This is a genomic window from Rhizohabitans arisaemae (assembly GCF_025996515.1).
GTDB classification, from domain to species: domain Bacteria; phylum Actinomycetota; class Actinomycetes; order Streptosporangiales; family Streptosporangiaceae; genus Rhizohabitans; species Rhizohabitans arisaemae.
Genome location: NZ_BLRH01000009.1, coordinates 736,860 through 750,338 on the forward strand (window position 1 = coordinate 736,860; position 13,479 = coordinate 750,338).

Sequence of the window (13,479 nt, forward strand, 5' to 3'; positions counted from 1 at the left end):
CTTCAAGACGGGACGACGGCCTTGTGTCGCCGGTTACGGCGGAGGCGGGAGCGATGATGAAACGCTCCCGCCTCCACGCTCGTCAGGGGTTAACGGGGGGTTGGCCCAAGCTCGTCAGTCGAGCTTCGCGACAGTGGAGTCGCCGAGCCAGGTGATCTGACCACCCTTGACCCGGTAGATGTGAATGGTGGTGGCGCCGAGCTCGCCGTCCGGACCGAACTTGACGGGCTTGGAGACACCGGTGAAGTCGACCGTGGAGAGGTAGGTGTTGATCGCCTCGCCGGTCGTGTGGCCCTTCTCGATGGCCTGGAGGAACGCGGTGGCCGCGTCGTAGCCCTCGGTGGCGTAGATGGCCGGGTCGGCGTTGTACGCCTTCTTGTAGTTGTCGGCGAAGGTCTTCACCGGGCCCTCGGTGACACCGTAGGGGATGAAGCACGGGCAGCCGACGACCGCGCCCTCGGCCGCGTCGGCACCGGCGCCGCTGACGAGGTTCTGGTCCAGCGAGCCGTCGCCGGAGGCGAAGGCGGCCTTCACGCCACCGGTCCGGAGCTGCTTGAGCAGCCGGCCGGCCTGGGCGTAGTAGCCACCGTAGAAGATCAGGTCGGGGGCGAACGCCTTCACCTTGGTGACGGTGGAGGAGTAGTCGGAGCCGTCCTGGTCGATCTTGTCCCGCTCGATCGTGGCCCCGGCCGCCTTCAGCGTCTCGAAGGCGACGTCGGCGATGCCGACGCTGTACTCCTGCTTGTCGTCGATGACGTAGGCCTTCTTGGCCGAGGTCGCCTTGGCGAGGAAGTCGGCGACCGCCTTGCCCTGGGCCGCGTCGGTGGCGACCAGACGGTGCCAGTACTTCCAGCCGTTCTTGGACAGGTCGGGGTTGGTCGCCGACGCCGAGATGCTGGGGATCTTGCCCTGCTCCAGGATCGGGCCGACGTTCTTCGACTCACCGGAGAACGCGGGGCCGATCAGAGCGACGATCTTGTCCTGGGTGATGGCCTGCTGCGCCAGCGGCACAGCCTGGTCGGGGTTGCCCTGGCTGTCGTAGGGCACCAGCTCAACCTTGATCTTCGGGTTCTTGGCGTTGTACTCGTCGATGGCGAGCTTCGCGCCGTTCCGTGGGGGAATGACGATGGCGGAGTTCTCGCCCGTCAGGTCTCCCATGAAGCCGATCTTCAAGGTGGTGGGGCTGTCCCCGCCTCCCGACGCCGCCGGCTCGGTGCTGTCGCCGCCGCCACAGGCTGCGAGGGTGAGAGTCAACGCCATACTGGCGGCTAGCGCGCCACCAAGGCGAGCGATCTTGGGCCGCAAGGTTGCCTTCCTTTCGCCGGATCCGTCGTCGGATCAGGTAAGCGGAGCACCCCGGTGGGAATGTTTCTCCCGGGTCTTGGTGTAGTACAGCTCCAAGACATAACGGGTCGATACACGTGCGGCCTGAGTTATCGCTTCGTTACCACACCGTTCTTAGCCAGCGACGACGCGAAAATCCGGACCCTTGCCCATACCCATCCCACGGGTGGCAACACTGCCAGCCACATGATCCACCACACTGGCAAATCTGCATGATTTACGGGACCCCGAGTGGGCAATCTGTCCATTCGTACAGACAACTGTTCGTATAAACAACTGGCTCCCGCAAAGAATCCACGACAACCTGATGTTCAGGTACGACGGACAGCCCGCACCCCCGGGGATCCCAGCACCTCTGGTAGGAAAAATCAGCTTTCGGCAGGTTTGTCCGGAAGCACGAGCAAGGCCACCTCGCGCATGGTCATCCGCCGGTCCATCGAGGCCTTCTGAATCCAGCGGAACGCCTGCGGCTCACTCCAGCCGTGCTCCAGCATGAGCGCGCCCTTGGCCCGCTCGACCAGCTTCCGGGTCTCCAGCCGCTCGGTGAGCGTGCTCACCTCGGCCTCCAGCGCGGCCATCTGCTCGTGCCGGCTGACCGCCATCTCGATCGCGGGCACCAGATCGCTCTTGGTGAACGGCTTCACCAGATAGGCCATCGCCCCCGCGTCCCGGGCCCGCTCGACCAGGTCGCGCTGGGAGAAGGCCGTGAGGATCAGGCACGGGGCGACGCGGTCGGCGGTGATCTGCTCCGCCGCGGAGATCCCGTCCAGCACCGGCATCTTGACATCCAAGATGACCAGGTCCGGCCGGAGTTCGACGGCGAGCCGGACGGCGGTCGCACCGTCCCCGGCCTCGCCCACGACTGTATAACCGTCCTCCTCCAGCATCTCCTTGAGGTCGAGACGGATCAGGGCCTCATCCTCGGCGATCACTACTCGCCGCTGCGTCTCACTCACGAGCGCCAGGGTACAGATGTCCGCTACATTAGGACCACGTCCGGTACGGCACCACCCCTGGCCGGGGTGCGCCCGGACGACGCCCCGATATCCCAACCGGCAGAGGAAACGGTCTCAAACACCGTCTAGTGTGGGTTCGAATCCCACTCGGGGCACCCACGCCCGGCCACACACCCGATTCCGGGTGGCTCTCCCGGTGACAACCCGGTGGTTCCACTTCGCCGGGGTTCGTACCACACCCGCTTACCCTGCGTGACGGAGCGTGATCACTCCGATCGGGTACGGGTGTGTCCCATACGTACCCCGGAGCCCGACCCGTACCAGCGCCCCCAGCCGAGCCCCGGCGACGACTGACGAATTTGACTGCTGGTTCGGTCGCCGACCTGGACTGGTTTACCGTGCCTATAAATCGCCCCGGAGAAAGTATTGCGACGCGCTGCTCAGGGGGCTACGATCCGCTCAACTAATAGGAAACTTTACTATTAGTTACCTCACCCTGGAGATCACATGGCACGTGCACCACCCGTATCCGCGTCGCTCAAGTGCGGAAACGCATGGACCCCTCCCCAGCACCACTGGAGGCCCACGCGTATCCCAAAACGCACCGCTTCTCATCACCCCCCAGATGCCCACTCGCCTGAGGAGCGAATATGCGACGTACATTCCCGATTCTCATCTTGACAGCAATCTCAACTCTGATCCTCGCCCTGTTCGCGCCGATCAGCGCGAACGCCGCCGCGGCCACCGCGACCTTCACCAAGACCGGTGACTGGGGCACGGGCTGGCAGGGATCGATCACGATCAACAACGGCTCCAGCGCCCCGCTCACAAGCTGGAAGGTGGAGTTCGACCTCGCCGCCGGAACCCAGATCAACTCGGCGTGGGACGCCAGGATGACCCGGACCGGACAGCACTGGGTGTTCGACAACCTCAGCTGGAACGGCACCGTCCCGGTGGGCGGGCGTGTCAGCTTCGGCTTCCTGGGCTCGGGCAACGGCGCGAACGCCGTACCCGTGGCCTGCAAACTCAACGGCGCGCCGTGCGGCGGTGACGGAACCCCACCGAGCGTGCCCACCGGCCTGACCAGTCCGGTTCAGACCTTCACCAGCGTCGACCTGCGGTGGAACGCCTCCACCGACGACAGCGGCACGATCAAGGAGTACCGCGTCTACGAGGGCACCGCCGTCGTCAAGACCGTCACCTCGGGCACGAGCACGACGATCACCGGCCTGGCCCCGACCTCGACGCACACCTACACGGTCACCGCGGTCGACCCCTCCGACAACGAGTCGGCCAAGAGCGCGCCGGTCACCGTCACCACCGGGGGCGGCAACGACACGGTGCCCCCGACCGTCCCCGGCAACCTCCGGGTCACCGGGGTGACCGGGACGAGCATCGCCCTCGCCTGGAACCCCTCCACCGACAACAGCGGCGTGGTCAGGGACTACCGCGTCTACGAGGGCACCACACCCGTCAAGACCGTCACCTCGGGTACCTCCACCGTGATCACGGGCCTGGCGAACAACTCCAGCCACACCTACACGGTCAGCGCGACCGACCACGCGAACAACGAGTCGGCCAAGAGCGGCCCGGTCACCGGCACCACCACGGGCCCCGACCCGATTCAGCGGGTCAAGGTCGGCTACTTCGTGCAGTGGGGCATCTACGGCCGCGGCTACACCATGAAGAGCCTGGACACCACCGGTGCGGCGGCCAAGCTCACCCACATCAACTACGCCTTCTCCAACATCCACCCGACCCAGCACACCTGTATGAACGGTGTGAACAGGGCGACGACGCCGAACCCGCAGGACCCCAACCAGGGTGACAACGCGGGCGACGCATGGGCCGACTACACCAAGCCCTTCGGCGCCGGAGAGTCCGTGGACGGCGTGGGCGATGTCTGGGACCAGAAGCTCGCCGGGAACTTCAACCAGCTCAAGAAGCTCAAGGCGAAGCACCCGCACCTGAAGTCGCTGATCTCCCTGGGCGGCTGGACCTACTCCAAGTACTTCTCCGACGCCGCCTCGACCCCGGCCAAGCGCGCCGCCTTCGTCAAGTCGTGCATCGACATGTACATCAAGGGCGACCTGCCGATCTCCGACGGGCGCGGTGGCCCCGGCGTCGCCGCGGGCGTCTTCGACGGCATCGACATCGACTGGGAGTGGCCGGGCGCCGAGGGCCACGCCGGCAACCACATCAGCCCGAACGACAAGGCGAACCTCACCGCCCTGCTCGCGCTCTTCCGGAGCGAGCTGGACGCGCTGAGCGCCCAGACGGGCAAGACCTACCTGCTGACCGCGTTCACCCCCGCCGACCCGGTGAAGATCGACGCGGGCTGGGACATCAGCCAGATCTTCAACTACCTGGACTTCGCCAACGTGCAGGGGTACGACTTCCACGGCGCGGGCAGCGACAACAGCTGGGAGCCCAACCGGGCCGGGCACCAGGGCAACCTCTTCATCGACTCCGACAGCCCCTACAACCCGGACTTCAGCGTGGAGAAGGCGATCAACCACTACCTCGACCGGGGCGTGAACCCACGCAAGCTCAGCTTCGGGATCGCGTTCTACGGCCGCGGCTGGCAGCAGGTCCAGGCCGGGGCCGCGGGCCGGAACGGCGAGTGGCAGACCGCCAACGGCGCCGCACCGGGCGACTTCCCCGTGGAAGCCGGGACGCGCAGCTACAAGACCCTCTTCCAGCGGGTGCCGGGCTGCACCGTCTACCACGACGTCCAGTCGGTCTCCAGCTACTGCTTCACCGGCAACAACGGGCAGTGGTGGACCTTCGACGACGCCTGGTCGATCCAACGGAAGGCGGAATGGGCCAAGTCCAAGAACCTGCTCGGCCTGATGGTCTGGGAGATGAGCGGGGACGACGGCGAGCTGATGACCGCCATCGACACCGGCCTGCGCTGACGATCTGATCCGGTACGGCGGGCGCCCACGCCCGCCGTACCCCGGCCCCGCCGGACCACGACCCCCACGCCCGCTCACCTCGCTCCAGGTCCCGACGGCACCTGGACCCACGACATCGTTGACGGCCGGACGCCTGAGGCGGCCGGCGTGAACGAGAAGACGCGTATGCCGTACGGCCGGAGCATCTGACCCCCCGCCGGCCGTACGGCATACGTTTCCGACCCCCCACCCCCCACCTTCACGAGGCTTGTCATGAGACTACGGGCCTTAGTGGTCGCCACGGCGGCACTAGTGCTCTCCTCCGGACTGATCGCCACCCCCGCCCACGCGGCTTCGCCGACGGCCACCTTCGGCAAGGCGCAGGACTGGGGCAGCGGGTACTCCGGGGAGTACCGGATCACCAACTCGGGGACGACCACGATGTCCGGCTGGACGGTCGAGTTCGACCTGCCGGCCGGGAGCAGTGTGGGTTCCTCCTGGGACGCCACCATGGTCAGGACCGGGAACCACTACGCCTTCACCAACCGCCCCTGGAACGGCAACCTGGCCCCGAACGCCTCCGCCGTCTTCGGCTGGGTCAACAGCGGATCGGGCACCCCGCTCAACTGCAAGCTCAACGGCGGGCCGTGCGCCGGCGGCGGCGACACCGAGGCGCCGACGGTGCCGGCCCGGCTCCGGGTCACCGGCGCCACGGCCACCACCATCGGCCTGGCCTGGGACGCGTCCACCGACAACAGCGGGGTCGCGCCCCGCTACGACGTGGTACGGGACGTGAACCCGCCGGTCTCGGTGACCGGGACGACGTACACGGCGACCGGGCTGGCCGCGCGCACCACCTACTCCTTCAAGGTGCGGGCCTGCGACGGATCCGGGAACTGCTCCGGGTACGGACCTTCGGTCCCGGGTGTCACCACCGGCGACCCGCCGCCCCCGCCCGGCCTGACGCACGCCCCGTACGTGGACATGGGCTCCTGGCCGACGCCGGACCTGGCGGCCATGGCCGCCGCCTCGGGGTTGAAGGGCTTCACCCTCGGGTTCGTCACCGCCCAGGGCGGGACCTGCAAGGCCTCGTGGTTCCAGGCCTACGACCCGGACACCGCGTGGGCCAAGGACCGGATCGACTCCCTGCGCGCGGCCGGCGGCGATGTGAAGATCTCGTTCGGCGGTGCCGCGCACACCGAGCTGGCCCAGGCGTGCACCGACGCGAACGCCCTGTACAACGAGTACAACCAGGTGGTGACCACCTACGGGCTGAAGCACATCGACCTCGACATCGAGGGCGGCGCCGTCGCCGACACCGCGTCGGTCAACCGCAGGTCGCAGGTGCTCGCCCGGCTCCAGCAGACCCACCCCACCCTGAAGGTCTCGCTCACCCTCCCGGTGCTCCCCGAGGGACTGACCCCCCAGGGGCTGAACGTGGTCCGCTCCGCGCGGGACGCCGGGGTGAACGTGGACGTGGTGAACGTGATGGCCATGGACTACTACCGCAACGTCGACTACGGCGACGCGGCGGTCCAGGCGGCGCAGAGCACCTTCGCCCAGCTGCGCACCCTGTACCCGGCCAAGACCGACGCCCAGCTGTGGAAGATGGTCGGCGTGACGCCGATGCTCGGCGAGAACGACGACCACTACATCTACAACCAGGCCGACGCCCGGCAGCTCGTCACGTTCGCGCGGAGCGTGCAGCTGGGCGTCCTCGCCTTCTGGGACGTGACCCGCGACCGCAACGCGTGCACCGGGCCGCTGTGGCAGTGCACCAACGTCCCGCAGACGCCGTACGAGTTCTCCCGCATCTTCGCTTCGTACCTGGGGTGACCACCTTTATGAGAAGACTGATCAGCATGGCCGTCGCCACCGTGACGGCGACGGCCGCGATCCTGCTCGGTACGGCCGGTACGGCGCACGCCGACACCGCCGTGTTCACCAAGGCGAGCGAGTGGGGCGGGGGGTACACGGGGCAGTACCGGGTGACCAACACCGGGACCGCGACCCTTCCGACCTGGAAGGTCGAGTTCGACCTGCCGGCCGGGAGCAGCGTGGGCTCCTACTGGGACGCCCTCATGGTCAAGACCGGCAACCACTACACCTTCACCAACCGCAACTACAACGGCAACCTGGCGCCGAACGCCTCCGCCGTCTTCGGCTGGGTCAACACCGGCACCGGCGTCCCGCTGAACTGCAAGCTCAACGGCGCCCCGTGTGAGGGGCCCGGGGACACCCAGGCGCCGACCGTGCCGACCGGCCTCGCCGTCGACACCCGGGCGCAGGACAGCATCGGCATCCGCTGGAACGCCTCCGTCGACAACAGCGGGAGCATCGCCCGCTACGAGGTGTCCCGCAACGACGGCGCCGCCGTGCAGGTGCCCGGGACCACGCTCACCTTCCTCGCCACCGGGCTCGCCACGGACTCCGCGCACACCTTCAAGGTCCGGGCCTGCGACTCCTCGAACAACTGCTCGGCCTACACCGCGAACCTGCCCGCCCGCACCCTCGGCCCGAACGAGCCGAGCCCGCCGACGATCCCCGGCAACGTGGCGGTGGGCAACCCCACCCGGACCAGCCTCACCGTCACCTGGTCCGCCTCGACGGACAACGTCGGCGTCGTCCGCTACGACGTCTCCCGGGACAACGGCACCCCGGTCCAGGTCCTCGGGAACACGCTGACCTACACCGCGAACGGGCTCACCGCGAACACGCCGTACGCCTTCAAGGTGCGGGCCTGTGACGCGAGCAACGACTGCTCCCCCTACAGCGACCCGGTGAGCGGCACCACCCTCGGGGACGTCCCGCCGCCCGGCGAGATCCGCTACGCGCCGTACATCGACATCACCCGCCCGACGCCGTCCATGGCCACCTCGGCCGCGGCGACCGGGGTGAAGAACTACACCCTCGCCTTCGCCCTCGGCAGCAGCACCGGCTGCACCCCGACCTGGGGCGGCACGATCCCGATCAACGACACCCGGATCATCAACGACGTCCGGGCCATCCAGGGCATGGGCGGGCAGGTCGTCGTGGCCACCGGCGGCGCCGTCGGCCCGTACCTGGAGCACGTCTGCGGGACCACCGCCTCCCTGCTGGCCGCGTACAAGCAGGTGCTCGACCTGGTCGGCACCAACCACCTGGACGTGGACGTCGAGGCGTCGATCGACGCGAACAAGGTGAACGCCGCCCTCAAGCAGCTGCAGACCGAGCGCGGCACCGTGGTCAGCTACACCCTGCGGATCCAGGGCCAGGACTACGGGGTCGACCCGTTCTCCTACTCGATCCTGCAGGACGCCGCGGCCAAGGGCCTGGACGTGCACGTCAACCCGATGCTGATGAACTTCGGGTACACCGGCGACTGGGGCACCGCGATGACCGCGGCCGCCCAGGCCACCCTCAACCAGATGAAGGCCATCTGGCCGGCCAAGACCGACGCCCAGCTGAAGAAGCGGCTCGGCGTGATCCCGATGATCGGCCGGAACGACACCGGGATGACCACCACCCAGGCGAACGCCCGTACCTTGCTGACCTGGGCCAACGCCAACCAAATCGCCTTCATCGGCTTCTGGTCCACCGGACGTGACAACGGCGGCTGCCCGAACGGCCAGGTCCTGCCCAGCTGCAGCGGCGTCGCCCAGTCGACGTGGGAGTTCACCAACATCTTCAAGGGGTTCACCGGATGAGAGCGATACTCGCAGCGCTCGCGCTGATCGCGGCCGTACTGGTCCCGGCCACTCCGGCCTTCGCCGCCAACATCGCCGGAAACCCGGGCTTCGAGAACGGCCTGACCGGCTGGAGCTGCGGATCCACCGGACGGGTCGTGACCACCCCGGTCCGCACCGGGGCGGGTGCCCTGGAGTCCTCGGCCGGGTCCGGGGACATCGGCCGGTGCGAGCAGACGGTCAGCGTCCGGCCGTCCTCCCCGTACACCCTGTCGGCCTGGATCCAGGGCAGCTACGTCTTCCTCGGCGCCTCCGGCACCGGGACCACCGACGTCAGCACCTGGGGGGCCTCCTCGGGTGCCTGGCGGCAGCTGACCACCTCCTTCACCACCGGCGCCACCACCACGAGCGTCACGATCTACGTCAACGGCTGGTTCGGCCAGGGCGCCTTCCACGCCGACGACGTGGTGCTGGACGGGCAGCCGGGCCAGGCGCTGCCCCCCGCCACGCCGACCGGGCTCCAGGTGGACGGGGTCACCGAGACCACGGTCCGGCTGACCTGGACCGGCTCGGCGGGCGCCACCGGGTACCGCCTCTACCAGGACGGCGGGACCACACCGGTGGCCACCCCGACCGGCACCGCCCACACGGTGACCGGCCTGACCACCGGCAGGGCGTACCGGTTCCAGGTGTCGGCGTTCAACGCGGTGGGCGAGTCCGCCAAGTCGACCGAGGTGACCGGGACGCCGAACCGGGACATTCCCCCGCCGAACGACCTGCCGAAGCGGGTCATGGTCGGCTACCTGCACGCCTCGTTCGCCAACGGCTCCGGCTACGTCCGGATGGCGGACGTGCCGGCGGAGTGGGACGTGATCAACCTGGCCTTCGGCGAGCCCACCACGTCCACCTCCGGGGACATCAGGTTCGCCCAGTGCCCGGTCGCCGAGTGCCCGAACGTGGAGAGCGAGGCCGAGTTCATCGCCGGGATCCGGGCCAAGCAGGCGGCCGGCAAGAAGGTGCTCATCTCCATCGGCGGGCAGTACGGCCAGGTCCAGCTGACCTCGACCGGGGCGCGGGACGCGTTCGTGCGGTCCGTCGGAGCGATCATCGACAAGTACGGCCTGGACGGCCTGGACATCGACTTCGAGGGCCAGTCGCTCTACCTCGACCAGGGTGACAACGACTTCCGGAACCCGACCACCTCGGTGATCGTGAACCTGATCTCGGCCATCCGGACCCTCAAGGCCCGGTACGGGCAGCGCTTCGTGCTCACCATGGCGCCCGAGACGTTCTTCGTCCAGCTCGGCTACCAGTTCTACGGCACCGGGCGGTTCGGCACCTCCGACCGGCGGTCCGGCTCCTACCTGCCGGTCATCCACGCCCTGCGGAACGACATCACCCTGCTGCACGTGCAGGACTACAACTCCGGGCCGATCATCGGCCTGGACAACCAGTACCACACGATGGGCGGCCACGACTTCCACGTGGCCATGACCGACATGCTCCTGGCCGGATTCCCGGTCCAGGGCAACGCGAGCATGGTGTTCCCCCCGCTCCGCCCCCAGCAGGTCGCGATCGGGCTGCCGGCCGCGCCGTGGGCGGGGAACGGGTACACCACCGTCGGCGAGGTCCAGAAGGCCTACGACTGTCTCGCCAAGGGGACCAACTGCGGCCCCTACCGCCCCCGCGGGGTCTACCCCGCTCTGCGCGGGCTGATGACCTGGTCCATCAACTGGGATCGCTACAACAGCTTCGAGTTCTCCCGGAACCACAGGGCGTACCTCAACGCCCTGCCCTAACCCCCCACGGCCGCCCCTTCCCCGCGCCGGGAGGGGGCGGCCCTGTTTTTCAGGGAGCAACGACAATGCGACTGAGAAAGCTCACCGGCGTGTTCGCCGCGGTGCTGCTCGCCGCGGCGACCACTCTGATCTGGTCTGGGCCTACCCGGGCCGCGTCCGGCTCGGCCCAAGCCGTCGTCCCGCCGCTCACCCCCACCGCCACCGTGGTCAAGACCCAGGACTGGGGCTCCGGCTGGCAGGGGCAGGTCACGATCACCAACGGCTCGGGCGCCGGCCTGCTCAACTGGCGGGTGGAGTTCGACCTCCCGGCCGGGTACGCGGTCACCTCCGCCTGGGACGCGCGGCTCACCCGCAACGGGCAGCGTTTCATCTTCGAGAACCTGAGCTGGAACGGGACGATCCCGAACGGGGGGACCCGGAGCTTCGGCCTCATCGGCAGCCCGGGCGGCTCCGGCGCCGTCCCGCAGAACTGCTCGATCAACAACTACGCCTGCGACGGCGGTGACCTGATCGAGGTCCCGAGCGGCGTGAGGATCACCGGCGTCACCGACACCTCGATCACCGTGGCCTGGAACGCCTCCTCCGGCAGACCGCCGGCCGGTTACCGGGTGTGGAACGGCAACACCCTCGCGGCCACGGTCACCGGCACCACCGCCACGGTCACCGGGTTGAACCCGTGCTCGGCGCACACCTTCACGGTCACGGCCCACAACATCTCGGGCAACCAGTCGGCGCGCAGCCAGCCCGTCACCGGGACGACGACGGGCTGCGAGAACCTCCCCGGGCGTCCGTCCGGCCTGAGGACGACCGCCGCCACGGTCACCTCGGTCACCCTTGCCTGGGAAACCCCCACCGGTACCGTGACCGGCTACCGCGTGTACCAGAACGGCATGCTCAAGACCACGGTCACCGGAACCGCCGCCACGGTCAGCGGGCTGTCGGCCTGCACGCCGTACAGCTTCACCGTGTCGGCCTACAACACCTTCGGCGAGTCCCCGCAGAGCAATGCCCTCAGCCACACCACCGGCGACTGCCCGACGAACCCCGGCGTCGCCGCGCCGTACCTCTACACCGGCTGGGGCAGCCCGCCGAACCCGGCCACGGTGATGAACGCGACCGGGATCAAGTGGTTCACCATGGCCTTCGTCCTCGCCCAGAACGGCTGCAACCCGGCCTGGGACGGCGGCCGTCCGCTGCAGGGCGGTCAGGACGCGGCCGCGATCGCCGCGATCCGGGCGGCCGGCGGGGACGTCGTGCCCTCCTTCGGTGGCTGGTCGGGGAACAAGCTCGGCCCGAACTGCGCCACGCCGCAGGCGCTCGCCGCGGCGTACCAGCAGGTCATCGACGCCTACAACCTCAAGGCGATCGACATCGACATCGAGAACTTCGACGAGTTCGAGAACCTGACGGTGCAGGACCGGATCCTGCAGGCACTTAAGATCATCAAGCAGAACAACCCGACCGTCAAGACCATCGTCACCTTCGGCACCGAGACCACCGGGCCCACCCCGACCGGGGTGCGGCTGATCAACCAGGCGGCGGCGATCCAGGCCGGGATCGACGTGTTCACCATCATGCCGTTCGACTTCAACGGCGGCGCGAACATGTACCAGAACACGGTCAACGCCTCCGAGGCCCTGAAGGGTCACCTCAGGACGGCCTTCGGCTGGTCCGACGCCCAGGCCTACTCCCACATGGGCATCTCCGGGATGAACGGCCTCAGCGACCAGCAGGAGCTCACCTCCCTGGAGATCTGGACCCAGATCCGGGACTGGGCGAAGTCCAAGGGGCTGGCCAGGCTCGCGTTCTGGTCGGTCAACCGGGACCGTCCCTGCCCCGGTGGCGGCGTCCAGTCGGCCTGCAGTGGAATCGCGCAGCCCGATTGGGAGTTCACCCGCATCACCGCGGGCTTCTGATTACGGGAATTGGTCAACCGGAACGCCACAGCTACCCGGCAATACGGTAAATAAACAGAATACCTACTTAACAATTGATCTCAGGTTGTATACGGATGTCGGCGAAATGCCGACACCGCCCACGGGGCCGTCGCCCGCCGATGCGAAAGCGACCGACCGGCATGTCAGAGGGGAACTCCCCCGAGCCGGTCGAGACGCTCGGACATCGGGTGCGGCGGCCTCTCGGCGTCCGGGGCCCGTTCGCCGCGAGGCCGCCGGCGCGGTATTCGGTTGACTAAAGAGACCGGCCCGCCCCCGCGCAGCCCCCGCCGATCTCTATGCCAGTGCATGCTCTCGTGCATCTGCACGTGCAAAAGCCCAGTACCTATACGGGATTCGCCGCGGCACGTCACACGGGTCCTCCCACGGTAACCTTCACCTCGCCCTTTACATCTCGCCCGAAACTCTAATTTCGGTCGATTACCCAGCGTGATGAATATACGCGAAATATATGGCGGACAGTGAGAAACCTGCTGCTTGCCGACAAAGCCGCGACCGGCGGCGGGGCACGCCGGTGCGGTTCGGATCCGGCCAGGTTTCGGCTGGGACACAAGGTAAAGACCGCTGCGGAGCTGGCCGTTTCCTAAAAATCCGAAATTCCTATTTATGTCCACAAAGGCAGTAAAGAGGACTCGACTTTCCCCGACGGACCAGATATAGATAATCTCGCTTACCGGTCCTATAGCGCTCAAACGGGTAATCCGCGCCCGTTCGAGGTCCTCTGCCCGCGTATGCATCCGGTATCGAAAACCTCGTTACCTGGTGTATTGGAGGTGAACGGCTATTACGCATGCCCTGATACGGGTACCCGCACCCGTCCGGAGGGCGCTCCCGCCGCCCACCGCGCCCACGCCGTTCCCCCT

General features: G+C 67.8%; 7 protein-coding genes and 1 tRNA gene. 6 read left to right on the forward strand and 2 right to left on the reverse strand.

Annotated features, from left to right (window positions below; genetic code table 11):
* Window positions 1-114: 114 nt before the first annotated feature.
* Complete coding sequence (locus RUR_RS04185) at window positions 115-1,260, reverse strand: branched-chain amino acid ABC transporter substrate-binding protein (RefSeq protein WP_283133508.1); 1,146 nt, start codon at window positions 1,258-1,260, stop codon at window positions 115-117.
* 452 nt (window positions 1,261-1,712) lie between these two features.
* On the reverse strand, window positions 1,713-2,300 hold the full coding sequence (locus RUR_RS04190; protein ID WP_283133509.1) for an ANTAR domain-containing response regulator: 588 nt from the start codon (window positions 2,298-2,300) through the stop codon (window positions 1,713-1,715).
* Between the two features lie 81 nt (window positions 2,301-2,381).
* On the opposite strand from RUR_RS04190, the gene RUR_RS04195 reads away from it, so the two are divergent.
* From RUR_RS04195 to RUR_RS04220, 6 genes are all read left to right on the forward strand, one after another.
* A tRNA-Leu gene (locus RUR_RS04195) sits at window positions 2,382-2,455 on the forward strand.
* A 522-nt stretch (window positions 2,456-2,977) separates the two neighbouring features.
* On the forward strand, window positions 2,978-5,218 hold the full coding sequence (locus tag RUR_RS04200; protein WP_283133510.1) for a glycoside hydrolase family 18 chitinase: 2,241 nt from the start codon (window positions 2,978-2,980) through the stop codon (window positions 5,216-5,218).
* Window positions 5,219-5,470: 252 nt separating this feature from the next.
* Window positions 5,471-7,033: a cellulose binding domain-containing protein gene (locus RUR_RS04205; RefSeq protein ID WP_283133511.1), complete on the forward strand. Its 1,563-nt coding sequence runs from the start codon at window positions 5,471-5,473 to the stop codon at window positions 7,031-7,033.
* Window positions 7,034-7,041: 8 nt separating this feature from the next.
* A complete protein-coding gene (locus RUR_RS04210) occupies window positions 7,042-8,883 on the forward strand; it encodes a cellulose binding domain-containing protein (protein WP_283133512.1) in 1,842 nt (613 codons plus the stop codon).
* On the forward strand, window positions 8,880-10,661 hold the full coding sequence (locus RUR_RS04215) for a chitinase (RefSeq protein WP_283133513.1): 1,782 nt from the start codon (window positions 8,880-8,882) through the stop codon (window positions 10,659-10,661). Before RUR_RS04210 ends, RUR_RS04215 begins: the two co-directional genes overlap by 4 nt.
* A gap of 65 nt (window positions 10,662-10,726) precedes the next feature.
* Window positions 10,727-12,577: a fibronectin type III domain-containing protein gene (locus RUR_RS04220; protein WP_283133514.1), complete on the forward strand. Its 1,851-nt coding sequence runs from the start codon at window positions 10,727-10,729 to the stop codon at window positions 12,575-12,577.
* Window positions 12,578-13,479: the final 902 nt, after the last annotated feature.

Bases quoted from the DNA above. Each gene is read 5' to 3' on its own strand.
- RUR_RS04185 (WP_283133508.1), bottom strand. From the start codon at position 1,260: ATGGCGTTGACTCTCACCCTCGCAGCCTGTGGCGGCGGCGACAGCACC.
- RUR_RS04205 (WP_283133511.1), top strand. From the start codon at position 5,471: ATGAGACTACGGGCCTTAGTGGTCGCCACGGCGGCACTAGTGCTCTCC.
- RUR_RS04210 (WP_283133512.1), top strand. From the start codon at position 7,042: ATGAGAAGACTGATCAGCATGGCCGTCGCCACCGTGACGGCGACGGCC.
- RUR_RS04215 (WP_283133513.1), top strand. From the start codon at position 8,880: ATGAGAGCGATACTCGCAGCGCTCGCGCTGATCGCGGCCGTACTGGTC.
- RUR_RS04220 (WP_283133514.1), top strand. From the start codon at position 10,727: ATGCGACTGAGAAAGCTCACCGGCGTGTTCGCCGCGGTGCTGCTCGCC.